The 26,030-nt window shown below is 60.8% G+C and carries 24 protein-coding genes; 17 read left to right on the forward strand and 7 right to left on the reverse strand.

The features are described from left to right. Positions 1-66: 66 nt before the first annotated feature. From treP to tadA, 10 genes are all read left to right on the forward strand, one after another. Positions 67-1,509 carry a PTS system trehalose-specific EIIBC component gene (treP, locus tag AD665_RS15110; protein ID WP_053192657.1) on the forward strand — a complete coding sequence of 481 codons (1,443 nt, stop codon included), beginning with the start codon at positions 67-69 and terminating at the stop codon, positions 1,507-1,509. Positions 1,510-1,560: 51 nt separating this feature from the next. Continuing rightward, positions 1,561-3,204 (forward strand): alpha,alpha-phosphotrehalase, encoded by a 1,644-nt coding sequence (treC, locus tag AD665_RS15115; RefSeq protein ID WP_053192659.1) that lies wholly within the window; start codon positions 1,561-1,563, stop codon positions 3,202-3,204. A 139-nt stretch (positions 3,205-3,343) separates the two neighbouring features. Further along, positions 3,344-4,567 (forward strand): maltoporin, encoded by a 1,224-nt coding sequence (locus AD665_RS15120; RefSeq protein ID WP_053192660.1) that lies wholly within the window; start codon positions 3,344-3,346, stop codon positions 4,565-4,567. Between the two features lie 73 nt (positions 4,568-4,640). Beyond that, positions 4,641-7,175 (forward strand): phosphoenolpyruvate--protein phosphotransferase, encoded by a 2,535-nt coding sequence (gene ptsP / locus AD665_RS15125; protein WP_053192663.1) that lies wholly within the window; start codon positions 4,641-4,643, stop codon positions 7,173-7,175. A 2-nt stretch (positions 7,176-7,177) separates the two neighbouring features. Then, the gene (locus AD665_RS15130; RefSeq protein ID WP_024778929.1) at positions 7,178-7,465 is read left to right on the forward strand and encodes a PTS sugar transporter subunit IIB; all 288 of its coding nucleotides are present in this window, start codon (positions 7,178-7,180) and stop codon (positions 7,463-7,465) included. A 105-nt stretch (positions 7,466-7,570) separates the two neighbouring features. Continuing rightward, positions 7,571-7,978 carry a DUF6632 domain-containing protein gene (locus AD665_RS15135; RefSeq protein WP_024778930.1) on the forward strand — a complete coding sequence of 136 codons (408 nt, stop codon included), beginning with the start codon at positions 7,571-7,573 and terminating at the stop codon, positions 7,976-7,978. Positions 7,979-8,213: 235 nt separating this feature from the next. Next, positions 8,214-8,489, forward strand: coding sequence for a hypothetical protein (locus AD665_RS27865; protein ID WP_080996592.1), 276 nt, complete (start codon positions 8,214-8,216; stop codon positions 8,487-8,489). A gap of 3 nt (positions 8,490-8,492) precedes the next feature. Further along, positions 8,493-9,017, forward strand: a complete 525-nt coding sequence (locus AD665_RS15140; protein WP_053192664.1) for a helix-turn-helix transcriptional regulator — start codon at positions 8,493-8,495, stop codon at positions 9,015-9,017. A gap of 154 nt (positions 9,018-9,171) precedes the next feature. Beyond that, positions 9,172-10,548, forward strand: a complete 1,377-nt coding sequence (locus tag AD665_RS15145) for a multicopper oxidase family protein (RefSeq protein WP_053192666.1) — start codon at positions 9,172-9,174, stop codon at positions 10,546-10,548. Further along, positions 10,548-11,045 carry a tRNA adenosine(34) deaminase TadA gene (gene tadA / locus AD665_RS15150; protein ID WP_024778933.1) on the forward strand — a complete coding sequence of 166 codons (498 nt, stop codon included), beginning with the start codon at positions 10,548-10,550 and terminating at the stop codon, positions 11,043-11,045. The genes AD665_RS15145 and tadA overlap by 1 nt, the downstream gene beginning before the upstream one ends. Positions 11,046-11,173: 128 nt before the next feature. Here tadA and cmoB read toward each other — a convergent pair whose 3' ends face one another. Together cmoB and cmoA are read right to left on the reverse strand one after the other, a co-directional pair. Continuing rightward, a complete protein-coding gene (gene cmoB, locus AD665_RS15155) occupies positions 11,174-12,130 on the reverse strand; it encodes a tRNA 5-methoxyuridine(34)/uridine 5-oxyacetic acid(34) synthase CmoB (RefSeq protein ID WP_053192668.1) in 957 nt (318 codons plus the stop codon). Beyond that, positions 12,127-12,870 carry a carboxy-S-adenosyl-L-methionine synthase CmoA gene (cmoA, locus tag AD665_RS15160; protein WP_024778935.1) on the reverse strand — a complete coding sequence of 248 codons (744 nt, stop codon included), beginning with the start codon at positions 12,868-12,870 and terminating at the stop codon, positions 12,127-12,129. Before cmoA ends, cmoB begins: the two co-directional genes overlap by 4 nt. A gap of 309 nt (positions 12,871-13,179) precedes the next feature. Here cmoA and AD665_RS15165 point away from each other — a divergent pair, with 309 nt between their 5' ends. Then, the gene (locus AD665_RS15165; RefSeq protein ID WP_122319493.1) at positions 13,180-14,139 is read left to right on the forward strand and encodes an omptin family outer membrane protease; all 960 of its coding nucleotides are present in this window, start codon (positions 13,180-13,182) and stop codon (positions 14,137-14,139) included. 65 nt (positions 14,140-14,204) lie between these two features. Here AD665_RS15165 and AD665_RS15170 read toward each other — a convergent pair whose 3' ends face one another. From AD665_RS15170 to AD665_RS15190, 5 genes are all read right to left on the reverse strand, one after another. Continuing rightward, positions 14,205-14,597 carry a protease inhibitor I42 family protein gene (locus AD665_RS15170; protein ID WP_024778937.1) on the reverse strand — a complete coding sequence of 131 codons (393 nt, stop codon included), beginning with the start codon at positions 14,595-14,597 and terminating at the stop codon, positions 14,205-14,207. Between the two features lie 209 nt (positions 14,598-14,806). Further along, positions 14,807-17,221 (reverse strand): endopeptidase La, encoded by a 2,415-nt coding sequence (gene lon / locus AD665_RS15175; RefSeq protein WP_024778938.1) that lies wholly within the window; start codon positions 17,219-17,221, stop codon positions 14,807-14,809. 168 nt (positions 17,222-17,389) lie between these two features. Then, positions 17,390-18,703: an MFS transporter gene (locus tag AD665_RS15180; RefSeq protein WP_024778939.1), complete on the reverse strand. Its 1,314-nt coding sequence runs from the start codon at positions 18,701-18,703 to the stop codon at positions 17,390-17,392. Between the two features lie 209 nt (positions 18,704-18,912). Continuing rightward, positions 18,913-20,154, reverse strand: coding sequence for a CNNM domain-containing protein (locus tag AD665_RS15185; protein ID WP_024778940.1), 1,242 nt, complete (start codon positions 20,152-20,154; stop codon positions 18,913-18,915). 12 nt (positions 20,155-20,166) lie between these two features. Next, entirely contained in the window at positions 20,167-20,979 is an 813-nt protein-coding gene (locus AD665_RS15190) for a cytochrome C assembly family protein (RefSeq protein WP_024778941.1), read from the reverse strand. Positions 20,980-21,175: 196 nt separating this feature from the next. Between AD665_RS15190 and ffh the strand changes: the two genes are divergently transcribed. The 6 genes from ffh (at position 21,176) to xerD (ending at position 25,752) form a co-directional block, all read left to right on the forward strand. Continuing rightward, positions 21,176-22,552, forward strand: coding sequence for a signal recognition particle protein (ffh, locus tag AD665_RS15195; RefSeq protein ID WP_024778942.1), 1,377 nt, complete (start codon positions 21,176-21,178; stop codon positions 22,550-22,552). A gap of 228 nt (positions 22,553-22,780) precedes the next feature. Then, the gene (rpsP, locus tag AD665_RS15200; protein ID WP_007927680.1) at positions 22,781-23,032 is read left to right on the forward strand and encodes a 30S ribosomal protein S16; all 252 of its coding nucleotides are present in this window, start codon (positions 22,781-22,783) and stop codon (positions 23,030-23,032) included. 5 nt (positions 23,033-23,037) lie between these two features. Next, positions 23,038-23,574: a ribosome maturation factor RimM gene (gene rimM, locus AD665_RS15205; RefSeq protein WP_024778943.1), complete on the forward strand. Its 537-nt coding sequence runs from the start codon at positions 23,038-23,040 to the stop codon at positions 23,572-23,574. Further along, positions 23,556-24,329, forward strand: a complete 774-nt coding sequence (gene trmD, locus AD665_RS15210) for a tRNA (guanosine(37)-N1)-methyltransferase TrmD (protein WP_173668653.1) — start codon at positions 23,556-23,558, stop codon at positions 24,327-24,329. Before rimM ends, trmD begins: the two co-directional genes overlap by 19 nt. 44 nt (positions 24,330-24,373) lie before the next feature. Next, positions 24,374-24,724, forward strand: coding sequence for a 50S ribosomal protein L19 (gene rplS / locus AD665_RS15215; RefSeq protein ID WP_003175895.1), 351 nt, complete (start codon positions 24,374-24,376; stop codon positions 24,722-24,724). A 131-nt stretch (positions 24,725-24,855) separates the two neighbouring features. After that, on the forward strand, positions 24,856-25,752 hold the full coding sequence (xerD, locus tag AD665_RS15220; RefSeq protein ID WP_024778945.1) for a site-specific tyrosine recombinase XerD: 897 nt from the start codon (positions 24,856-24,858) through the stop codon (positions 25,750-25,752). Positions 25,753-26,030 lie beyond the last annotated feature (278 nt).

Below are 26,030 nucleotides of genomic sequence, written 5' to 3' on the forward strand. Positions count from 1 at the left end.
GACGAGTATTTTTCCTTCCGTGTGTTGTCGACTCCCAATAACAAAAACGACGCGGAAGAAAAAAGCATGAGCCACGATTACCCCAGAATCGCCAGCGAGCTGCTGCAAAGCCTCGGCGGCGTCGGCAACATCGAGCAGGCAGCCCATTGCGTGACGCGCCTGCGGCTATCCCTCAAGGATGCATCACAGGTGGACAGTGCAACACTGAACCAGGTCGACCTGGTCAAGGGCTCGTTTTTCACTGGCGGACTGTTCCAGGTGGTCATCGGGCCGGGCGAAGTGGAAAAGGTCTATGCCGCCTTGCGCGAGTTGACCGGCCTGGCGGCCGCGACCATCGCCGACGTCAAGCGCAAGGGCGCACAGAAAGGCAATGGCATGCAGCGTCTGGTGCGGGTCCTTTCCGATGTGTTCATGCCGATCCTGCCCGCGCTGGTAATCGCCGGCCTGTTGATGGGCGTCAACAACCTGCTGGGCGCCAAGGGCATGTTCATTGCCGACCAGACGTTGCTCGACGCATACCCGAACCTGGACGGTGTCTGGAGCCTGATCAACCTGATGGCCAACACCTCTTTCGTTTTTCTTCCGGCGTTGGTGGGCTGGTCGGCGGCCAAGCGTTTTGGCGGCAGTGAGATCCTGGGTATCGTGCTCGGGCTGATGCTGGTCCACCCGGATCTGCTCAATGCCTGGAACTACGGCAAGGCCGTGGCGGGGCTGGATGGCCAGAGCCTGCCGTACTTCGATATCTTCGGTTGGTTCCGAATCGAAAAAGTCGGTTACCAGGGACAGATCCTGCCGATCCTGTTGGCGGCCTATGTCATGAGCGTGATCGAGCAATGGTTGCGTGCCAGGGTGCCCAACGCCATCCAGTTGCTGGTCGTGCCGATCACCACCATCGTCGTCACTGGCGTGCTGGCGCTGGCGATCATTGGCCCGGTCACCCGGCACCTGGGAATCCTGATCACCGAAGGCATGGTGGCGTTGTTCGATCTCGCGCCGGTGATTGGCGGGGCTATCTTCGGCCTGTTGTACGCGCCGCTGGTGGTCACCGGCATGCATCACATGTTCCTGGCGGTGGATCTCCAACTGATCTCGACCCAGGGCGGGACCTTCATCTGGCCGATGATCGTCATGTCCAACCTTGCCCAGGGTAGCGCGGCGCTGGCGGTGTTCTACATGACCCGCAATGCCCGGGACAAGAGCATGGCCTCTACCTCGGCGATTTCCGCCTATTTCGGCATCACGGAACCGGCGATGTTCGGCGTCAACCTACGCTACAAGTTTCCCTTCTACTGCGCCCTGGCGGGCTCGGCCCTGGGCTGCATCTTCCTGTCGCTGAACAAGATCAAGGCTTCGGCCATCGGCGTGGGTGGTCTGCCGGGTTTCATTTCCATCGTTCCCGACTATATACCGATGTTCGTGATCGGCATGGTCATCGCCATGACCGTGCCCTTTGCGCTGACCTGCGGGTTGAGCATGAAGATCGTCCGCCCCGGCTATCGCGTCGCCTGACACCCGGCTTGTCCACGATGGGCCATGGGCCCGCACTGAAGGAATCGCGTCATGCAAGACTGGCAACGCTCGGTGATCTACCAGATTTATCCGAAGAGTTTCTACAGCCACGGCGGTCAGGCGACCGGTGATTTGCTGGGGGTCGTGGACAAGCTCGATTATCTGCACTGGCTCGGGGTGGATTACCTGTGGCTGACGCCGTTCCTGCGTTCGCCACAGCGCGATAACGGCTATGACATCAGCGACTACTACGCCATCGACCCCAGCTACGGCACGATGGCTGACTGTGAGCTGTTGATCGCCGAGGCCGGCAGACGCGGTATCAAGTTGATGCTTGATATCGTGGTCAATCACACGTCCATCGAGCATCCCTGGTTTCAGGCCGCCCGCAGCAGCCTCGACAACCCGTACCGCGATTTCTACATCTGGCGCGACCAGCCGAACAGCTGGGAATCCAAGTTCGGCGGCTCGGCCTGGGAATACGAGGCGCAGACCGGCCAGTATTACCTGCACCTGTTCGATCACACCCAGGCCGACCTGAACTGGGATAACCCTCAGGTGCGTGCCGAAGTGTTCAAGATGATGCGCTTCTGGCGGGACAAGGGCGTGGGGGGCTTTCGCCTCGATGTCATCAACCTGATTTCCAAGCCGACTGATTTTCCTGATGACCACACCGATGGTCGGCGTTTCTATACCGATGGCCCGAACGTACATCGTTACCTGCAGCAAATGCACCAGGAGGTCTTTGAAGGTTTCGACCTGATCAACGTTGGCGAGATGTCGTCCACCAGTCTCGAGCACTGCATTCGCTATTCGTGCCCGGACTCGCGCGAGTTGTCGATGACCTTCAATTTCCATCATCTGAAGGTGGATTATCCGAATCTGCAGAAATGGGTGCGAGCCGACTTCGATTTCTTCCAGCTCAAACGCATCTTGTCCGACTGGCAGACCGGCATGCAGGTCGGTGGCGGTTGGAACGCGCTGTTCTGGTGTAATCACGACCAGCCGCGGGTGGTCTCGCGCTTCGGAAATGACGGTGAGCACCGGGTGGCTTCGGCGAAAATGCTGGCCACCGCGTTGCACTTCCTCCAAGGCACGCCCTTCGTGTATCAGGGCGAAGAGCTGGGGATGACCAATCCGGGCTTTGATCACATCGACCAGTACCGCGACGTCGAGACCTTGAACATCTTTCGTCTCCAGCGTAACGCCGGGGTGTCCGAAGCCGACGCCATGGCGGCGATCATGCAGAAGTCGCGGGACAACGGGCGTACACCGATGCAGTGGACTGCCGGACCGAACGCGGGTTTCAGCCAGGCCGAGCCCTGGATCGGCGTACCGGCCAACGCTGCCGTCATCAACGTCGAACATCAACTGCAAGATCCGACATCAGTGCTGCATTTTTACCGCCAGCTGATAGCCCTGCGCCGTAGCGAAGCCTTGATCCAGGAGGGCGTCTACCGCCTGTTGCTGCCCGAACATCCTCTTGTGTGGGCCTACCTGCGGGAGGGGCAGGGGGAGCGTTTGCTGGTCGTCAATCATTTCCATGGCGGTGACTGCGAGGTTGAGTTGCCCGACGGGATTATCACCCCCGACATGAAGCAACGATGGGTGATCGGTAACTACGACCGGGGGCACCGTGATCGACGGGTGCGCCTGCGGCCCTACGAGTCGTTCGTACTGCACCTGAGCGATTGAATCAAAGCCCGTTCTGACCCAGGCATCGCCTGACAGCGATCACGTTGCGCTCGACGCACCGTGTGGCCCTTTATCGTCCATTCGTTGGCTGGCAAAGGGGGGGCAGCGCATTACAAAAATAAAAAACAAGGAGCGGCATATGAGAACAACAATAAATCGGGGCCTTGCGGTGTCCTGTATCTGCCTGGCATTGCCATTCCCGGCCCAGGCGCTGGAGTTTTCCGGCTACTTGCGCAGTGGCGTCGGCAGTGCAACCAATGGTCGATCGCAATCCTGTTTCCAGTTGCCCGGGGCACAGAGCAAGTACCGATTGGGCAATGAATGTGAGCAATATGGCGAACTGGAACTGCGCCAGGACCTTCTCACCCTCGATGACGGTTCGGTGTTGAGCGTGGACGGCATGGCATCGCTATACAACCATTACGACCGTACGCCGACTTTCCAGGGTGACAACGGCGCAGCGCGGATGCCGCAGATGTATGCCCAGTGGTCGAACATGCCCAGTCTGAACGGAGGGTCGCTTTGGGCCGGTCGGCGCTACTACAAACGTAACGACATTCATATTTCCGATTTTTACTACTGGAACCAGAGCGCCACCGGAGGCGGGATCGAGGACGTACTCATTGGCGGGCTGAAATACAGCTATGCCTTCTCGCGCAAGGACAACCTGTATCAGAAGGATCCGGTCAATCGACATGATTTCAACGTGGCTGGTTTCAAGACCAACCCCGGCGGCGAGTTGGAACTGGGCTTGAGCTTCATCGACCAGGCGGCCCGTCGTGATGCCCATCGCGGCTGGGCGCTGACCGCCCAGCATGTGCAGCAGGCCTTTGTGGGTGGCAAGAACAAGCTGGCGTTGCAATATGGCGAGGGGCCCGGCACCGGGCTGGGGTATACCGGCGATACGGGCCTGGATGACAGCAACAAGAGCTATCGTCTGGTTGAATTCTTCGATTGGCAGGTCACGCCGCGTTTCGGTGGGCAGGCGCAGGCGGTTTATCAGAAGGATATCCGCCGCGATGGCGGCGGCCAGGACTGGGTATCGCTGGGGGTTCGCCCGGCCTATGCCATCACTGACCAGTTCAAGCTGGTGGCTGAACTGGGCCATGACCAAGTGCAGGCGAGCGACGGCACGCGCAAGCTGAGCAAGTTTACCTTTGCACCCACCTGGTCGCCCAAGGGGCCGGAGTTCTGGGCCCGACCGGAGATACGGCTTTATTACACCTACGCCAGTTGGAACGAAGCGGCCCAGCGTGCGGCCAACCAATTGGCGGCGGGGTCGGCATTGTCCGACACCGGCGCATTTGACCGCGCGCGACATGGCTCCAACGTGGGCGTGCAGATCGAGTACTGGTGGAAATGATCCATGTAGCGCGTGTCGGCGGATCCTTTTATCGCCGTGATGCCCGCAAGAATAGACAGCAGCAGGTGAAGTCATGAACACAACGCAACCTTTGCAATTGCTCGCGCCGTTGTCCGGGGTCCTGATGCCTCTGGACAATGTGCCGGATCCGGTTTTCTCCAGCCGTGTAGTGGGAGACGGGATTTGCATCGACCCGACTTCCCAGACCCTTTGCGCACCGTTGGCCGGTGTCATCGGCACGCTCCAGGGCAGTGGCCATGCGGTGAGTGTCACCGGTGACAACGGCGTTCAGGTACTGATGCACATTGGCCTGGACACGGTGAACCTGGCAGGCAAGGGCTTTACCCCCCGGGTGGAAGCGGGTCAACGTGTCGAGGCCGGGCAGCCGCTGATTGATTTTGATGCCGACTACATTGCCCTGCATGCGCGCAGCCTGTTGACCTTGGTGCTGGTGGTCAGCGGCGAGCCCTTCAGTGTGCTGGCAGACCAGGCTGCTTGCATCGAGAGCGGCGACCCGCTGTTGCGGGTAAGCCTGGGCCAGTCGGGACCTGTCGACGATGCACGGCAGGGCTCGGCGCTGTTTTCCAGGCCATTGATCGTGCCCAACGAATGTGGCTTGCATGCTCGCCCTGCCGCGGTGTTCGCCGAGGCGGCCAAGGGATTCGACGCAGACATCTGCCTGCATCGGCAGCAGGCCGGCGCCAATGCCAAGTCCGTGGTGGCGGTCATGGCGCTGCAAACGGTCAAGGGCGACAGCGTGCAGATCAGCGCCACTGGCCCTCAGGCCGGGCAAGCCATCGACGCATTGGAACAGCTGTTGCTGTCGGGGTGCGGTGAAACGGTTGGCGTGCCGTCGGCGCCGGTGTCGTCCCATGTTGCCGAACCGTCGATGTCGGATCGGCTGCGAGGTGTCTGCGCTTCGCCCGGTTTGGCGTTTGGCGAGGTGGTTCAAGTCGCCTCGCAGGTGTTGGACATCGACGAGGCGGGCCTCGGCATTCAGGCTGAACAAGCGGCCCTGGACCAGGCGCTGGGCCAGGCGGCTGAAGCGTTGAGGACCTTGCAGGGCGAAGCGACGGGCAGTGTCCAGGCGCAGATTTTTCGCGCTCATGAAGCATTGCTGGAGGATCCCACCCTGCTGGAGCACGCCCAAACCCTGGTCCTTGAGGGCAAGAGCGCGGCATTCGCCTGGAACGCCGCTACGCAGGCAACTGCCGAACTGTTCCAGCAGTTGGGTAGCGCTTTGCTGGTCGAACGGGCAATGGACCTGGCCGATGTAGGGCAGCGGGTGCTCAAATTGATCCTGGGGGTGCAGGAAGGCGCCTGGACATTGCCCGAGCGTGCGATTCTGGTGGCCGAGCAACTGACACCCTCCCAGACCGCCAGCCTGGATACCTCGCGAATAGCCGGTTTTGTCACGGTCGATGGGGGAGCTACCAGCCATGTGGCAATCCTTGCCCGAGCGCTGGGCTTGCCGTCGTTGTGTGGCATGCATGGACAGGTGCTGGCCATCGCCAATGGCACCCAAGTGTTGCTGGATGCCGACAGCGGCGAATTGCATTTGAATCCTGATCAGGCCCGGATCGAGCAATTCCGGGTCCTGCGTGACGGGCAGCATCAGCGCCGCCAGCGAGACATCGAACAGGCGGCCCTGCCGGCCCGCACCATTGATGGTCACCGAGTCGAAATCAGCGCTAATGTCGGTTCGCTACGGGACGTGGAGCAGGCCATGACCCTGGGAGGTGAAGGGGTGGGGCTGCTGCGCTCCGAACTGCTTTATCTGGATCGCTTGCAGCCGCCGGGGCATGACGAGCAGGCAGCGCTGTACAGCGCCGTCGCCCAGGCACTGGGCCCGGAGCGCAACCTGGTGGTGCGGACCCTGGATGTGGGTGGAGACAAGCCGTTGGCCTACGTACCCATGGAGCGCGAAGACAATCCGTTCCTGGGAATGCGCGGCATTCGCTTGTGCCTGGAGCGACCACAACTGTTGCGCGAGCAGTTCCGGGCGATACTCGCCTGCTCCGGAATGGCGCGCCTGCACATCATGCTGCCCATGGTCACCCAATTGTCGGAGTTGCGCCTGGCGCGGCGGATACTGGAGGAGGAGGTTGGCGGCCTTGGCCTGAAAGAGCAGCCGAAGCTGGGGATCATGATCGAGGTCCCGGCGGCGGCCCTGATGGCTGATCTGTTTGCTCCCGAAGTGGATTTCTTTTCCATCGGCACCAACGACCTGACCCAGTACACCATGGCTATGGACCGAGACCATCCGCGCCTGGCCAGCCAGGCCGACAGCCTGCATCCCTCGGTATTGCGACTGATCGCTCGTACCGTCGATGCCGCGCATGCCCAGGGCAAATGGGTCGGGGTGTGTGGCGCGCTCGCCTCGGAACCCTTGGCGGTGCCGGTGTTGCTGGGGCTTGGTGTGGACGAACTATCGGTCAGCGTGCCGTTGATTCCAACAATAAAGGCGTGTGTGCGTGAATGGGACCTGGGCGACTGCCGCAGGCTTGCCCAACAAGCCCTTGGTCGGGAAAGCGCCGAACAGGTGCGCGGTATCCTGCGCATGCATTCATCCACGATCGACCCGGCCAGACTGGTCATGGAGCATTGAACATGTTTGACAAACTGCAGCGGACATTCTGGAAGGCCCTGACCCCGGACCTGGTGCCGGATGAGCCCCAGCCGGCGGCATCGGTTGATGGCGTCGCGCCGGCTATCGTCGCCGCGCTGGGTGGCGCGGATAATCTCAAGCGCCATCAGGCCGTGGCATTGACGCGACTGCGGGTGGAGTTGCGGGATGTTGCCCGGATAGACCGGTCGGGGTTGAAGGCCGCAGGAGTGGCAGGGGTGTTGCCGCTGGACAACGGCGTGGTACACCTGATCACCGGTTTGCCATCCTGAGCCGTCAAGACGGCTGGAGGTGGGGTCGGGCACGTAGCCGAGGCGCGCTCTATACTGACGCACGTCCAGTTTCGGCGACGGTCCCGCCGCCATAAGGAGCCCGTCATGAACGACACCCAAAGACTCGCTGCCCTGCGCATGGTTTTGATCGTGGTGGGCCTGATCTCCGTGTTTGCGATCGGGCCGCTGATGTTGCTATGGCCGTCCGGTTGGACATGGCACAGCGGTCATTCCGACTATCCGCTGATGATCGTTGGCCTCTACGCGACCCTTGGCGTGTTCCTGCTGAGAGCTTCACGGGATCCGCTGAAGCACCTGAGCCTGATCTGGTTCACGGTCTGGTCGAGCGTCGTGCATGGCGCGATCATGGCCGTGCAGTCCTTTGGTGTCGGGATGGACGGCATGAGCCATTATGGCCACCTGCTCGGCGATGTGCCTGCGCTGTTCGTGGTCGCGGCGGTGCTGGCGTTCTTCACTCCCCGTGGCGAGAAGGCGCGTTTACTGGCGGGTTGATCCATGTGTTGAGGTGTACCTGAAAAGCCCTGTGGATAACCTCTCCAGGGCTTTTTAGTGGCCGTACTGTTTTTCCTCAGCGCTCTTCTGCACCTGACAGCGAAAGCCGTCCGGTACCGTCACCTTTCGCTACGATTCGGCCCTCATCGGTGCGCCGAGAATGCCTATCATCCAAGGGAATGATCTGGTTGTCATTTGACAACCAGGCAGGTCATGCGAATACTGGAGAGCACTGATGATTCGTCCCTCGCATCCGAAAAAGGAAGTCGAAGAAGCGCTCAGGCGTGCCGAAGCGTTGGGGTGGCGTATAGAGGTCGGTGGTGGTCACGCATGGGGGCGGGCTTATTGTCCGTATAACGACGAGGAGTGTCGTTGCGGTGAGTTCTGTATCACACCGATATGGAGCACGCCGAGAAACCCTGGCAATCATGCGCGAGCATTACGACGCGTCGTGGACAATTGCACTACCCATCGCAATCGTTGCGAGGCTGATGACGATGCTGAGGAGTAAGACATGGAATATACCTTTACCCTGAAATATCAGCTTGCTGACGATGACCGTACCTCGGATGAACTGGTGGAGCGGCTGGGGGTAGCGGGCTGCGACGATGCCCTGGTAGGCATGGGACAGCCGGGACGGTTGGCTCTCGAATTCACGCGCGATGCTCCTGATGCGATTGAGGCTGTGCTCAGCGCTTTGAGCGACGTGCGCCGTGCGGTGCCATCGGCCAGGCTGATTGAAGTCGCCCCTGATCTGGTTGGGCTAACCGACGTAGCCGAGATCGTCGGCGTGTCTCGGCAGAACATGCGCAAGTTGATGTTGGCCCACCCAAACAGCTTCCCGACGCCCGTACACGAGGGCAGCGCGTCTATCTGGCATTTGGCGGACGTTCTGACCTGGCTGCAGAGCAAGGGCAGCTATTCGCTTACCAGGAATGTGTTGGACGTGGCCCAAGCAGCCTTGCAGGTCAACGTTGCGAAAGAAGGCCGACGCTTACCAGGATTGGTTTTCAAGGACTTGGAAGCTTTGGTTGGCTGACAACCTGGGATGAGGGGCGCCGTGAGGCGCCTTCATCGCATCTGGCGGGGATGACGCGACAATCCTTCACTTAATATTTCTCAATTGCGGGTGTATCGTATTCGCCTTTTGCGGACCTTCCGGTTCGCCGCGGATTCAATAGGTGGTTACCTTCATGTCGTTTACCCGTCGCCAAATACTCGGTGGCCTGGCCGGTCTTGTTGTCGTGGGCGTTGGCGCGGGAGGCGCATCGCGGTATTGGTTGGGCAAGCGGGCGGATGCCGAAGCCGGGCACGACTATGAATTGATTGCGGCGCCTCTGGACGTCGAGCTGGTGGCCGGACACAAGACCCAGGCCTGGGCCTTTGGGCCATCGGCGCCGGGTACCGAATTGCGGGTGCGCCAGGGGGAATGGTTGCGGGTGCGTTTTATCAACCACCTGCCGGTCGCCACCACCATTCACTGGCACGGGATCCGCCTGCCGCTTGAGATGGACGGTGTGCCGTATGTCTCGCAACTGCCGGTGCTGCCGGGGGAATACTTCGATTACAAGTTCCGTGTGCCGGACGCTGGCAGTTATTGGTACCACCCCCACGTCAACAGCAGCGAAGAGCTGGGGCGTGGATTGGTGGGGCCGCTGATCATTGAAGAGCGCGAGCCCACCGGTTTCAAATACGAAAAGACCCTGAGCCTGAAGAGTTGGCACGTGGATGAGCAGGGTGAGTTCGTCGCGTTCAGCATCCCTCGCGAGGCGGCCCGTGGCGGGACGGCCGGGAGACTGGCGACCATCAACGGCGTGGCGGGAGCGGTGATCGACCTGCCGGCCGGGCAGATCACCCGGGTGCGGCTGCTCAACCTCGACAACACCCTGACCTACCGGATCAATATTCCCGGGGTCGAAGCCCAGATCTATGCCCTGGACGGCAATCCTATCGAACCGCGCCCGCTGGGCAAGGAGTACTGGCTCGGTCCGGGCATGCGCATCTGCCTGGCAATCAAGGCACCGGCGGCCGGAGAAGAGTTGTCGCTGCGCAACGGCCCGGTGCGCCTGGGCACCCTGCGTTCGGTACCCAACAACGATGCGCCGACCCAATGGCCACCCGCGTTGCCGGCCAACCCGGTGGCCGAGCCGGACCTGGCCAATGCCGAGAAACTCAACTTCAATTTCGAGTGGGTCGGTTCGGTGTCGGTCAATGTCGACAACGGCAAGCCACCCAGCCTGTGGCAGATCAACGGCAAGGCCTGGGACATCACCGACAAGACTTGCGCCGACCGGCCGATTGCCACGCTGAAAAAGGGCAAGAGCTACATTTTCGAATTGAAGAACATGACCCAATACCAGCATCCGATCCACTTGCACGGCATGAGCTTCAAGGTGATCGCGTCCAACCGCCACAAGGTCATTCCGTATTTCACCGACACCTACCTGCTGGGCAAGAACGAGCGGGCACAGGTCGCGCTGGTGGCGGATAACCCGGGTGTGTGGATGTTCCATTGCCATGTGATCGACCACATGGAAACCGGCCTGATGGCCGCCATCGAGGTCGCGTGATGCGCCAGATTCGTCCTGCCCGGATCATCGACCGCAGTCGCGACCAGGACTTCATGCGCGAAGCCCTGGCGCTGGCCGCGCAAGGGGCGGCCCTGGGCGAGGTGCCGGTGGGCGCGGTGCTGGTGCAGGACGGCGAGATCATCGGGCGCGGCTTCAATTGCCCGATCAGCGGCCACGATCCCAGCGCCCACGCGGAGATGGTCGCCATCCGCGCCGCCGCCCAGGCCGTGAGTAATTATCGCCTGCCTGGCAGCACCCTCTATGTGACGCTCGAACCGTGCAGCATGTGCGCCGGTCTGATCGTCCACTCCCGCATCGCCCGGGTCGTCTACGGTGCGTTGGAACCCAAGGCCGGCATCGTGCAGAGCCAGGGGCAGTTTTTCAGCCAAGCGTTCCTGAACCACCGTGTGATGTTCGAGGGCGGGGTATTGGCGGAGGAATGCAGCACGGTGTTGAGCGAGTTCTTCAAGGCGCGCAGGGCCAAGTCCCAGGATTGAACACCCCCCCGCCTTTGTGGGAGCGAGCCTGCTCGCGATAGCGGAGTGTCAGTCAACAACACTTTTGACTGATTTACCGCTATCGCAAGCAGGCTCGCTCCCACAGGGATGGGGGTTGTTTGATCTATCTATTTACGCGCCACAATCACCGCCCGCATCGGCGCCGGCAAGCCCTCGATGGTCTTGCTGTGGTCGTCGGGGTCGAGAAAATCGCTCAGCGACTGATATTTCATCCATTCCGTGCTGCGTTGTTCTTCCACGGTGGTGAGGCTCACGTCCACGCAGCGCACATCGCTGAAACCAGCGCGGCGCAGCCAGCGTTCCAGGGCCGGCACCGAAGGCAGGAACCAGACGTTGCGCATCTGCGCGTAGCGGTCCTCGGGCACCAGCACCTGGTGCTCGTCGCCCTCGATCACCAACGTTTCCAGCACCAGCTCACCACCCTTGACCAGACAGTCCTTGAGGGCCAGCAAGTGCTCGATTGGGGAGCGGCGGTGGTAGAACACGCCCATGGAAAAAACTGTGTCAAAGCCCTCCAGGTCTGGCGGCAGGTCTTCGAACGGGAAGGGCAGGTGCCAGGCATTGGGCTGCGACAGATAGCGCTGCACTGCCTGGAACTGGCAGAAGAACAGCCAGTTGGGGTCGACGCCGATCACCGTGTCGGCCCCGGCGCCGAGCATCCGCCACATGTAGTAACCGTTGCCGCAGCCTACATCGAGGATGCGCTTGCCCTTGAGATCCAGGTGCGGCGCCACACGCGACCACTTCCAGTCCGAGCGCCATTCGGTGTCCACGTGCACGCCGAACAAGTCGAACGGCCCTTTGCGCCACGGCGACAGGCCCATCAGTGCGGTGCGCATCCGGGCGCGGGTTTCGTCGCTGCAATCGGTGTCGAGGGTCAGCCCGTTCAACAGGTCGATTTTGCTCGGTTGCAGCAGCGGCAAGGCGTCGAGGGCGCTCTGCCAGCGTTCCAGGTCGCCATGGCCCTTTTCCATTTTGGTGTCGAGTTGCGCCTGCAGCGTCGCGGCCCAATCGGCCAGGGGCGTGCCGGCCAGGCGGCGGGCGAGGGGGGACAGATCAATCATGGCAAGGCAATCAACGAGGCGAAGTTAAGACACTGGAACCACGGCACGACTTTCGAGAATCCGGCCGCCAACAGGCGTTCGCGGTGTTCTTCGAGGCTGTCGGGCTTCATGACGTTTTCGATGGCGCTGCGTTTCTGGGCAATCTCCAGTTCGCTGTAGCCGTTGGCGCGTTTGAACGCCACGTGCAGGTCAGTGAGCAGCGCGTGTTCCTGCGCATCGTTGAAGCGCAGCTTTTCTGACAGGATCAGGGCGCCGCCGGGCAGCAGGGATTGGCGAATGCGGCTCAACAAGGCCGTGCGCTGATCCGGTGCGATGAACTGCAGGGTGAAGTTCAGCGCCACTACCGAGGCCGGCTGGAATTCCAGGGCCAGGATGTCGCCCTCGATCACCTCCACCGGCAGCAACTCCTGGAACATCGAGTCCTGGCCGTTGAGGTATTCGCGACAGCGCTCGACCATGGCCGCTGAGTTATCCACAGCGATCACCCGGCAACCGTCGGTACGCACATGGCGGCGCAGCGCCTGGGTCACCGCGCCGAGGGAGGAGCCCAGGTCATAGAGCACGCTGCCCGGCTGGGCGAATTGCGCGGCGAGCACGCCGAGGTTTTCGACAATGGTCGGGTAGCCCGGCACCGAGCGCTTGATCATGTCCGGGAATACCCGCACTACGTCCTCGTTGAAGGCGAAGTCAGGCACTTGGGCCAGGGGTTGGGCGAATAGGCGATCAGGGTCGTTGCTCACGGCGGTTCCGGCGACAGGGTGAAAAGGCGGGCATTTTAGCCAATTAATGCGCCAAAGCGTGATCTTTGATTGACGCCCGGCCCCGCCCTCATGCTCGTCGGCTCCACGGGTGCTTGCGACAGTCCGATCGAGATGAACAGCACGCAACTTCCAGGCACATTTTGTTTAGCGGTGTTTTCGATTCGTTTCTTGCTGAATAAAGATGCGTTGATATAAAAAGCGCAACTTCAAAGGCGCCTGCTGGTGTGGATATACCCATGCACTGTAAGGAACTGTTGAATTTACGCCAATCCATCAGGGAAGTTATAAATGTTTGTGCAAGGGATAAAAGCTGCTGGGCAAATACGATTTTTTATATTTGCAACAATCGCGACGGTTGCATTTCCGGTCGCTGCGGACAGCGCGGAGCACTTGTACACAGACGAGAAAGTTGCTCTCGCTATCAATGCAGGCGTTCTGAGTGGTCAGACCCACGAGCGGGTCTACGCGCCCGAGGAGGGCGGGAGGAGGATCAGCCAGCTCGACTGGAAGTACAACAATGCTGCGGTCATCAAAGGCTCTCTCGATTGGAACGTGCTGCCTTGGATGTCACTAGGGGCGTCGGGCTGGACGACCATCACCAGCACAGACGGTTATATGAATGACGATGACTGGGTCGATGCCTCCCAGAGCCAATGGACAGACCGTAGCGTTCACCCCGACACGACCCTGAGGTATGCCAACGAATTCGATCTCAATCTCAAGGGGTGGCTATTGAACGAACCTGCTTATCGCCTGGGCCTGATGGCTGGGTACCAGGAACGCCGCTTCAGCTTTACCTCCAAGGGGGGATCCTTTAGTTACAACAGAGGTGCATACACTGGCGAGTTCCCAGCGGACGTAACGATTATTGGCTACAAACAGCACTTTAAAACCCCGTATGTTGGATTGGTCGGCAGCTATCGATACAAGCGTTTCGATATGGAGGGGGTGTTCAAGTACAGTCGCTGGGCTTCTGCCACTGACATTGATGAGCACTACCTGGCCGATAAGACGTTTGTCGGCAAAACAAAGCATCAACAGTATTATTCGTTGGGAGGAAAGTTGGGCTATGACATGACCGCCAACACGAATATTTTCGTGGAGAGCACGTGGAGTCGCACACGGAATAAAAAAGGCAGCCTTACCGTCAAGAATCGTTCCGATAACTACCGCGATAGCTACACCGACTCCGCAGGCATCGAAAGCTCCAGCGTCATGACGACCATCGGGCTGAAATACGTTTTTTGAACAAGACGCGGCGCCGCATCGTGAAGCCGGCCGCCCCCATCAGCGCGAGGGCGGCCGGGCCATTCTCACTTCACCGCAATGGCACAGTCGAAGGTTTCCACGGGCGGTACTTCGGGGGCCCAGGGCTGTTGATAAGTCAGGCGCAACCGGCCGGTGCCGGTGGCGAATGCCTGGAAGCGCCAGGTCGACACGCCAGCGGCACCGACGATGCCGGCGTCTTCCGGATTGCGGTAGACCTCGGGGCCCAGCGCTTTCAACACGCCGCCCGCCGAGTCCTGGATGGCCCAGCGGTACCCGGTGGTGGGGTTGCTGGGCAAGCTGAGGATCATGTTCTGCCCGTTGTTGAGCCGCACCGGGCATTCGCTGAGTTTTTCCACGGTCACGTTGTTTTTCGGTTGCGTGGCGCAAGCGCTCAGCAGGGCAAGGCTGACGGGGACAAGCAGGCGGGTGAGGGACATGGGGACTCCGGCATTCACGACGAATGGGGAGCATAACCGAGATGCTACGGGGTGTGTCAGGTGGGCATGGGTTGTTGCTGGTGACATCATCGCGGGCAAGCCTTACTCCCACAGAACAGGGTGTGGATCACAATTTCTGTGAACAACACCCACCCCCTGTGGGAGCAAGGCTCGCCCGCGATGGGGCCAGGGCAGGCGCTACATAACCTTCAGAACAACACCTTCGCCACATCCGCAAAGCGCTTGGCAAAGTGCACTGTGATGCCTTCCTTCAGATACTCCGGCAGCTCTTCGAAGTTGCCCCGGTTGGCTTCCGGCAGGATCAGTTCGAGGATTTTCTGCCGGCGCGCCGCAATGACCTTCTCACGGACCCCGCCAATCGGTAGCACGTACCCGGTAAGGGTCAGTTCTCCGGTCATGGCGACGCCTTTTTTCGGTGGCTGGTTGCGGGCCAGGGACAGCAGGGCGCTGGCCATGGTCACCCCGGCGCTCGGGCCGTCCTTGGGCGTGGCGCCTTCCGGCACGTGCAGGTGGACAAAGGCCTCGTCGAAGAACTTCGGATCGCCACCGAACTGCTTCAGGTGCGAACTGACATAGCTGTGGGCGATTTCCGCCGACTCCTTCATCACGTCACCCAGTTGCCCGGTGAGCTTGAAACCGCGATTGTGGGTGTGGATGCGCGTCGCTTCGATCGGCAGGGTGGCTCCGCCCATACTGGTCCAGGCCAGGCCGGTAATCACGCCGACCCCGGACAGCACCTGCTCGTTGCGGAACACCGGTTTGCCCAGGGAAGCCTCAAGGTCTTTAGGCCCAAGCTTGATCACCGCCTTTGGATCGTCGATCAGCTTCATCACCGCCTTGCGCACCAGTTTGCCCAGTTGCTTCTCCAGCTGCCGTACCCCGGCTTCGCGGGCGTAGCCGTCGATCAACGCCTTCAAGGCGCTGTCACTGATGCTCAGGCTGCCCTTGGACACCCCGGCCTTGGCCAGTTGCTTGGGCCACAGGTGGCGCTTGGCGATGGCGATCTTTTCTTCGGTGATGTAGCCCGACAGGCGAATCACTTCCATCCGGTCCAGCAGCGGGCCGGGGATCGAGTCCAGGGTGTTGGCGGTGCACACGAAGAGCACTTTGGACAGGTCCAGGCGCATGTCCAGGTAGTGATCGAGAAACTCGACGTTCTGCTCCGGGTCGAGGGTTTCCAGCAAGGCCGAGGCCGGATCGCCCTGGTAGCTCTGACCCATCTTGTCGATCTCGTCGAGCATGATCACCGGGTTCATTACTTCGACATCTTTGAGCGCCTGTACCAGTTTGCCCGGCTGGGCACCGATGTAGGTGCGCCGGTGCCCCTTGATCTCGGCTTCGTCGCGCATGCCGCCGACGCTGAAACGGTAGAACGGCCGGCCGAGGGATTCGGCAATGGACTTGCCCACGCTGGTCTTGCCCACGCCCGGCGGGCCCACGAGCAGCACGATGGAGCCGCTGATCTCGCCTTTATAGGCACCCACGGCGAGGAATTCGAGGATGCGGTCCTTGATGTCGTCCAGGCCGGCGTGGTGCTGGTCGAGCACCTTGCGCGCGTGCTTGAGGTCGAGTTTGTCCTGGCCGTACACGCCCCATGGCACCGAGGTGGCCCAATCCAGATAATTACGGGTGACGGCATATTCCGGCGAACCGGTTTCCAGGATGGAGAGCTTGTTCATTTCCTCTTCGATACGCTTCTGGGCCTGGGCCGGCAACACCTTGCCCTCCAGTCGCTGCTCGAACTGTTCGAGGTCGGCGCTGCGATCATCCTTGGTCAACCCCAGCTCCTGCTGAATGACCTTGAGCTGTTCCTTGAGGAAGAACTGGCGCTGATGTTCGCCGATCTTGCTGTTGACCTCCGCCGAGATCTCTTTCTGCAGCCGCGCGACTTCCACTTCCTTGCGCAGCATCGGCAGCACTTTCTCCATGCGCTTGAGCATCGGCACGCAATCGAGCACTTCCTGCAGCTCACTGCCGGTGGCGGAGGTGAGTGCGGCGGCAAAATCCGTCAGTGGCGACGGATCGTTGGGGCTGAAGCGGTTGAGGTAGTTCTTCAGCTCTTCACTGTACAGCGGGTTGAGCGGCAGCAGTTCCTTGATCGCATTGATCAGTGCCATGCCATAGGCCTTGACCTCGTCGGTCGGCTCGCTCGGCTGGTGCGGGTATTCGACTTCCACCAGGTACGGTGGCCGATGGTGCTTGAGCCAGGTGCGGATGCGCACGCGGGTCAGACCTTGGGCAACAAACTGCAATTTACCCGCCTCGCGACTGGCGTGGTGCACCTTGACCAGTGTGCCGTACAGCGGAAGCGCCGACGTATCAAAATGGCGCGGGTCTTCCTGGGGCGTATCCATGAAGAACAGTGCCAGGGAATGATGTTCGGACTTGGCCACCAGTTCCAGGGTTTCGGCCCAGGGTTCTTCATTGACGATAACCGGCAGCACCTGGGCCGGGAAGAACGGGCGATTGTGGATGGGGATGATATAGACCTTGTCCGGCAGGTTCTGGCCGGGCAGGGCCAAGCCGGTGCCGGAGGCGGTGTGCTCGATATGTTCGGGGTCAGCGTATTCGTTCGTGGCTTCTGTAGAGTGCTGGTCGCTCATGGGGCACCTGCGCAATGGAGTATGGAGCTTAGATGGGGCAGGTGGGGGGTGGTTTCAATGGTAGGCGATTGTTAGCGGCTATTTCATGGCGTGTTGTTCAGCGTCGTGACAGGTGCTGCGGCGAGGGCGCAAGCTCCCCCGCCACAGTGGATCGTATGTTCGTTGGCTTCAGGCAACCCGATTCAAATCGTTATGGCGGGTTTCCTTCAGGCACAGCACCGCGATCACGCTGAGTACAGCGGCAGCCGATACGTAGCCGCCGACATAGCTCAAGCCGCCCATGGCCACCAGTTTCTGGGCAAAGAACGGGGCGGCCGAGGCGCCGACGATGCCGCCCAGGTTATAGGCGGCCGACGCGCCTGTATAACGTACGTGGGTTGGAAAGAGCTCCGGCAGCAAGGCACCCATGGGGGCGAAGGTCACGCCCATCAGGAACAATTCGATGCACAGGAACAGCGCCACGCCTGAGCTCGAGCCTTGGGTCAGCAATGGCTCCATGAGAAAGCCCGAGGCAATTGCCAGTACGCCACCGGTGACCAGCACCGGCTTGCGTCCGAAGCGGTCGCTGGCCCAGGCTGACAACGGTGTGGCGGCGGCCATGAACAGCACGGCAAAACACAACAGGGCAAGGAAGGTCTCGCGGCTGTAGCCGAGGGTGGCGACGCCGTAGCTCAGGGAGAACACCGTGGAGATGTAGAACAACGCATAACACACCACCATCGCCGCTGCGCCCAGCAATGTAGGCGCCCAATACTGGCTGAACAGCTCGACCAGCGGCACTTTCACTCGCTCCTGACGGGCCACGGCATTGGCGAAGACCGGGGTTTCATGGAGTTTGAGCCGCACGTAGAGGCCGATGATCACCAGCACGGCGCTGAGCAGGAACGGAATCCGCCACCCCCAGGAGCGGAACTGCTCGTCGTCCAGGCTCATCGCCAGGGTCAGGAACAGCCCATTGGCCGCCAGGAAGCCAATGGATGGGCCCAGTTGGGGGAACATGCCGAACCAGGCACGCTTGCCCTTGGGGGCGTTCTCGGTGGCGAGCAGCGCGGCGCCACCCCATTCACCGCCCAGCCCCAGCCCCTGACCGAAACGCAGCAGGCACAGCAGGAACGGTGCCCAGGCGCCAATGCTGGCATACCCGGGCAGTACGCCGATGAGGGTGGTGCAGATGCCCATCAGCAGCAGCGAGGCCACCAGCGTGGACTTGCGGCCGATCCGGTCGCCAAAATGGCCGAACAGCGCCGAACCCAGCGGACGGGCGAGAAAGGCAATGCCGAATGTCAGGAAGGACGACAGCATCTGTGCCGTGCCTGACGTCTGTGGAAAGAACACCGGCCCGATCACCAGGGCCGCAGCCGTGGCGTAGACGTAGAAGTCATAGAACTCGATGGCGGTACCGATGAAGCTCGCGGTTGCCACGCGGGTGGTGGAGTTCGTCGGCTGGGCAAGCGCGGCGTCGTTGCAGGTCGTGGAGGTCATGCAGTTATCCCTGACAGTCATGTGCTCCGTTGGAGCGAATTATTATGGTTGAAGACGACTATTTTGCTGCTCCGTGCTGGTGCAAGGGCACTATGGGATCGAACTGTGGAAGCAAGGCTTGCCCGCGATGAACGATAACGCGGTTCTAACTGTTGCACTGCGGCGGGGCCTTCGCGGGCAAGCCTTGCTCCCACAGGGTGTTGCGTACGCTAGGAAGCTGTCGGCACCGAACTGTTATGCCACGCCAGCACCTGGCTGACGCGGTTGTCCACGGTCTCGATGATTTCCAGGCGATAACGGCCGATTTTCAGACAGACCGGGCTTTCGGGAATGGTTTCCAGCGCTTCGGTCACCAATCCGTTGAGGGTCTTGGGCCCGTCGCAGGGCAGGTGCCAGCCAAGGGTCTTGTTCAGTTCACGGATCGACGCCGCGCCATCGATCATCAGGCGCCCGTCAGGCTGCGGATGGACGTGAGGGTTGTCGAGGCTGTGTTCGCTTTCGAATTCGCCGACGATTTCTTCGAGGATGTCTTCCAGGGTGACGATACCCAGCACTTCGCCGTATTCGTCCACCACCATGCCCAGGCGCCGTTGCTGCTTGTGGAAATTCAGCAGTTGCAGTTGCAGCGGTGTACTTTCGGGCACGAAGTAAGGTTCATGGCAGGCAGCCAGCAGCGCCTCCTGGGTCAGGCTCGCGTCCGCCAGCAGATGGCGGATCTGGCGGGTATTGAGCACCGCTTCGACCTGGTTGATATCGCTGTGGAACACTGGCAGCCGGGTCCGGCGATTCAGGAGCAGCTGTTCGATGATATCCCCGATGGGGTCATCGAGGTTGATGCCGTCGACCTCGCTGCGGGGTACCAGGATGTCGTTGACGGTGATGTTGTCGAGGGCGTGGATGCCGGAAACCGGATGTGGCCGCCCGGTGCTCTGTTCATGCTCATGCTCGACGCGCGCGGGTGCGGGCATTTCGTCGTCGCTTTGCTGGACGGCACTGGTCTTGCGGATAAAGGGTCGCAGCAGCAACTCGCTCAGGCCATTCAACAGCCAGGCGAGGGGATAAAGCAGTTTCAGTGGTACGCCAAGCAGGGTATTGCCCAGCGTCAGGATCGCGTCAGGGTAACGGCTGGCCAGGGTGCGCGGCAGGTAGTCGGCGAACACCAGCAGCGCGGCGCTGATGGCGAGCCAGGCGATCCACGGGCCGTTTTCCAGCCAGGTGAAGATCGCCAGCAAGGTGCCGATCACCAGCGCCAGGGCGCGACACAGGGTGTTGCACAGAATCAGGCTGGTCAGGGGGAAGTCCAGCTTCGCCAGCGGCTTGTCGCCGGCGCGTGAAGCCTTGCGCTGGGCCAGCAGGTGGTGCCGGGCGGCTTCGATGGCGGTAAACAGGGCCGCCCAGAGAATCAGCAAGACCAGTACAGCGAGCAGCGGCCCCGCGGGCAACCTATCCATCAGCGCCGTCCGTCAGATATGCAGGATGTATTCACGGACCAGTTTGCTGCCGAAGTACGCCAGCATCAGCAGGCAGAAACCGGCCAGGGTCCAGCGAATGGCTTTATGACCGCGCCAGCCAAGACGGTTGCGGCCCCACAGCAACACGCTGAACACTACCCATGCCAGGCAGGCCAGCAGGGTTTTGTGCACCAGATGCTGGGCGAACAGGTTCTCGACGAACAGCCAGCCGGAGATCAGTGACATCGACAGCAGGGCCCATCCGGCCCAGAGGAAGCCGAACAGCAGGCTTTCCATGGTCTGCAGTGGAGGGAAGTTGCGGATCAGTCCGGACGGGTGCTTGTTCTTGAGTTGGTGGTCTTGCACCAGCAGTAGCAAGGCCTGGAACACCGCGATGGTGAACAGGCCATAGGCGAGCACCGACAGCAGGATGTGGGCGAGGATACCCGGTTCTTCGTCGATGACCTGCACCGTGCCCGATGGCGCGAACTGCGACAGCAGCACCGTTGCCAGCCCCAGGGGGAAGAGCAGCACCAGCAGGTTTTCCACCGGGATACGCGAGCAGGCCAGCAGCGTCAGGGCGATCACTGCGACGGCGATCAGGCTGGCGGCGTTGAAAAAGTCCAGGCCCAGGCCGATCGGTGTCATCAGGTGGGTAAAAAGGCTGGCCGCGTGGCCAAGCACCGCCAGCACGCCGAGCGTGACCAGCAGGCGTTTGTTCGCCTTGGCACCGGTGGCCAGGCGGGTGCCTTGATAGAGGGTCGCAGCGGCATAAAGGCAAGCGGCGGCGAGGGAGGCAAGCAAGCTGGGTGACAAGGGGAGCATAAATCCTGTTAGGCAAGCCCGAAAGACGCTGAGTTTGGCATAGAACCCATCCTGCACGAAAGACCGCCGCGAGGTGTACGCGGCACGCTTCTTCGCTATAATCCGCGACCTGCCCACGCCGCAGGCTCGCCGAGCACATTTTTCACGGTCTGGGCCGCCATTATCCCGGCCTCATACGGGCCTGAAAGGATCGCGCATGTTTGAAAACCTAACCGACCGTCTCTCGCAGACGCTGCGCCATGTCACTGGCAAGGCGAAGCTGACCGAGGACAACATCAAAGACACCCTGCGCGAAGTGCGCATGGCGTTGCTCGAAGCCGACGTCGCCCTGCCGGTGGTCAAGGACTTCGTCAATTCGGTCAAGGAACGCGCCGTCGGCACCGAAGTGTCGCGCAGCCTGACGCCGGGCCAGGCGTTCGTGAAGATCGTCCAGGCCGAACTCGAAAGCCTGATGGGCGCCGCCAACGAAGACCTGAACCTGAGCGCCGTACCGCCAGCCGTGGTGCTGATGGCCGGTCTGCAGGGCGCGGGCAAGACCACCACTGCCGGCAAGCTGGCGCGCCTGCTCAAGGAGCGCAAGAAGAAGTCGGTCATGGTGGTGTCCGCGGACGTCTACCGTCCGGCGGCGATCAAACAGCTGGAAACCCTGGCCAACGACATCGGCGTGACATTCTTCCCGTCCGACCTGAGCCAGAAGCCGGTGGACATCGCCCAGGCGGCCATCAAGGAAGCGAAGCTCAAGTTCATCGACGTGGTCATCGTCGACACCGCCGGTCGCCTGCACATCGATGAAGAGATGATGGGTGAGATCAAGGCGCTGCATGCCGCGGTCAATCCGGTGGAAACCCTGTTCGTGGTCGATGCCATGACCGGTCAGGACGCGGCCAATACCGCCAAGGCGTTCGGCGATGCGCTGCCGTTGACCGGCGTGATCCTGACCAAGGTCGACGGTGACGCCCGTGGCGGTGCCGCGCTGTCGGTACGGGCCATCACCGGCAAGCCGATCAAGTTCATCGGTATGGGCGAGAAGAGCGAAGCGCTCGAGCCGTTCCACCCTGAGCGCATCGCGTCGCGCATCCTGGGCATGGGTGACGTGCTCAGCCTGATCGAGCAGGCCGAGCAGACCCTCGACAAGGAAAAAGCCGACAAGCTTGCGAAGAAGCTGAAGAAGGGCAAGGGCTTCGATCTCGAAGACTTCCGCGATCAGTTGCAACAGATGAAAAACATGGGCGGCCTCGGCGGGCTCATGGACAAGCTGCCGAACATCGGCGGCGTGAACCTGGCGCAGATGGGTAACGCCCAAGGCGCGGCTGAAAAGCAGTTCAAGCAGATGGAAGCCATCATCAACTCCATGACCCCGGCCGAACGTCGTGACCCTGACCTGATCAGTGGTTCGCGCAAGCGCCGCATCGCCATGGGTTCCGGCACTCAGGTGCAGGACATTGGTCGCTTGATCAAGCAGCACAAGCAGATGCAGAAGATGATGAAGAAGTTCTCCACCAAGGGTGGGATGGCCAAGATGATGCGCGGCATGGGCGGAATGCTGCCCGGTGGCGGCATGCCCAAGATGTAAGAATCCAGGCACCGGCAATCATGCCGGTGCAGCCCACGGGGACGTGGGATCTCCAGCCAACCCGTCTTCCGCGGGCGCTGATCGTCGCAGATCTGAATGGCAGGCCGGCACTCGCCGGAAAAAGTCATTTGCAAAAGTCTGGATATTCCTTAGAATATGCGGCCTTTCGGGCACCCATGCCCGCTGTGCATTTAGATTTGCAGCACCGACTACAGGAACGATGTTCACATGCTAACAATCCGTCTTGCCCTTGGCGGCTCCAAAAAGCGCCCGTTTTACCACCTGACCGTAACCGACAGCCGCAACCCGCGTGACGGTTCCCACAAAGAGCAGGTTGGTTTCTTCAACCCTATCGCCCGTGGTCAGGAAGTTCGTCTGTCCGTGAACCAAGAGCGCGTTGCCTACTGGCTGAGCGTTGGTGCACAACCTTCTGAGCGCGTTGCTCAGTTGTTGAAGGAATCGGCTAAGGCTGCGGCCTGAGCAATATGAACGCGACGCCAAAAGATGCTGATGATCTGATCGTTGTCGGCAAAATCTATTCAGTACATGGCGTTCGCGGCGAAGTGAAGGTTTATTCCTTTACTGATCCGATCAAGAACCTGTTGGACTACAAAGCCTGGACGCTCAAGCGCGAAGGCAGCGTGAAACAGGTTGAGCTGGTCAGCGGACGCGGGAACGACAAGTTCCTGGTCGCAAAGCTCAAGGGTCTCGATGATCGTGAAGAAGCGCGTCTTCTGGCCGGTTATGAGATCTGCGTGCCGCGCAACCTGTTCCCTGAACTGACCGACGGCGAGTACTACTGGTACCAGCTGGTGGGTCTGAAGGTCATCGACCACCTCGGGCAATTGCTCGGGAAAATCGATCACCTGCTCGAGACCGGTTCGAACGATGTCATGGTGGTAAAGCCTTGCGTCGGCAGCCTGGATGATCGCGAACGCCTGTTGCCCTATACCGGGCAGTGCGTGTTGGCCGTTGACCTGGAGGCAGGCGAGATGAAGGTGGAATGGGATGCGGATTTCTGAACGTGGCCAATTTGCGCGTTGAAGTCATCACATTGTTTCCCGAGATGTTTTCCGCCATCAGCGAGTACGGCATAACCAGCCGCGCGGTGAAACAGGAGCTGTTGCAGCTGACCTGTTGGAATCCGCGGGACTACACCACGGATCGGCATCACACTGTGGACGATCGCCCGTTTGGCGGTGGTCCGGGCATGGTGATGAAGATCAAGCCCCTGGAAGATGCACTGGTTCAGGCCAGAGCGGCAGCCGGGGAGGGTGCGAAGGTGATCTACCTGTCGCCCCAAGGCCGTCAGCTGACTCAGTCGGCGGTACGCGAACTGGCGAATTCGGATGCATTGATCCTGATTGCCGGTCGTTATGAAGGCATTGACGAGCGTTTTATTGAAGCTCATGTCGATGAAGAGTGGTCGGTTGGCGACTATGTACTGTCTGGCGGCGAGCTGCCGGCGATGGTCCTGATCGATGCGGTTACACGACTGCTGCCTGGAGCTTTAGGGCATGCAGATTCCGCTGAGGAAGATTCCTTTACGGATGGTCTGCTGGATTGCCCGCACTACACCCGACCGGAGGTGTATGCGGATCAGCGTGTTCCCGACGTGTTGCTAAGTGGCAACCACGCGCACATCCGGCGTTGGCGTTTACAGCAGTCCCTTGGTCGGACCTGGGAACGACGCGCCGATCTTCTGGAAAGCCGCTCGCTTTCTGGAGAAGAGAAGAAGCTGCTCGAGGAATACATCCGCGAGCGGGACGATAGTTAACAACGTATCGATGGTAAGTCCGAGACTTGCCTTAGGAGCACAGCATGACTAACAAAATCATCCTTGCACTCGAAGCAGAGCAGATGACCAAAGAAATCCCTACCTTTGCCCCGGGCGACACCATTGTCGTTCAGGTGAAAGTGAAGGAAGGTGACCGTTCCCGTCTGCAAGCGTTCGAAGGCGTCGTTATCGCCAAGCGTAACCGTGGCGTGAACAGTGCTTTCACCGTTCGTAAAATCTCCAACGGTGTTGGCGTAGAGCGTACTTTCCAGACCTACAGCCCGCAAATCGACAGCATGGCTGTGAAGCGTCGCGGTGACGTACGTAAAGCCAAGCTGTACTACCTGCGTGACCTGTCCGGTAAAGCAGCTCGCATCAAGGAAAAACTGGCCTGAGTCCAGCTTCCGATGCAAAAAAAGCAGCCTGAGGGCTGCTTTTTTGTTGCCTGCGATTTGCTCTTTGAGCACCCTGCATACTTTCTCTATCGCACGGATGCAGCGTTCATACGCATCCACCAAGAGTGTTTATGCCAGCCATCGATCATCCGCTGATAGACCAGTTTCTCGACGCCCTGTGGCTGGAGAAAGGGCTTTCCGACAATACCCGTGACGCCTACCGCAGCGACCTGGCACTGTTCAACGGCTGGTTGCAGGAGAAAAACCTGGAACTGGCCAATGCCGGACGTGAGCTGATCCTCGATCACTTGGCGTGGCGCCTGGAACAGAACTACAAGCCGCGCTCGACCGCGCGATTTCTCTCCGGCGTGCGTGGGTTCTATCGTTACTTGCTGCGGGAAAAACTGATCGCGGTGGATCCGACCTTGCGGGTGGAGATGCCACAGTTGGGGCGCCCGCTGCCCAAATCCCTGTCCGAAGCCGATGTGGAGGCGCTATTGGCGGCACCGGACCTCAGCGAAGCCATCGGCCAGCGCGATCGGGCCATGCTGGAGGTCCTGTACGCCTGCGGCCTGCGCGTCACCGAGTTGATCAGCCTGACACTGGAGCAGGTGAACCTGCGCCAGGGTGTCTTGCGGGTGATGGGCAAGGGCAGCAAGGAGCGTCTGGTGCCAATGGGCGAGGAAGCCATCGTCTGGGTCGAGCGCTACCTGCGGGACGGTCGCCATGAACTGCTGGGAGGGCGCCCCAGCGACGTATTGTTCCCGAGTCGTAACGGCGATCAGATGACCCGCCAGACGTTCTGGCACCGTATCAAGCATCAGGCCAAGGTCGCCGGGATCGGCAAATCCCTCTCGCCCCACACCTTGCGTCATGCCTTCGCCACGCACCTGCTCAACCATGGAGCCGACCTGCGGGTGGTGCAGATGCTGTTGGGCCACAGCGACCTGTCCACCACCCAGATCTACACCCATGTCGCCCGGGCGCGCTTGCAGGATCTGCATGCCAAGCATCATCCACGCGGCTGAGGGAGAGATGCACCGCCCCACAGCGCTATGGGGTCTCCATCGCTTCGATGGTCCGCCGAGATCCGCTGTGGGAGCAAGGCTTGCCCGCGATGGCCGCGCCGCGATGCATCGGATGAGCAGCGTTATCGTTCATCGCGGGCAAGCCTTGCTCCCACAAGCCCGCTCCCACAAAAAATGCACCGCCAATGTCTTGCGTCAGCGGCATTCGGCCCCGCCAGCCTTATGTGGTAGGCTTGACCGGTTTGCACAGTGGGCGGCCGGAACCGGATCTGCGGGTT

This window comes from Pseudomonas corrugata, assembly GCF_001269905.1.
Classification (GTDB): domain Bacteria; phylum Pseudomonadota; class Gammaproteobacteria; order Pseudomonadales; family Pseudomonadaceae; genus Aquipseudomonas; species Aquipseudomonas corrugata.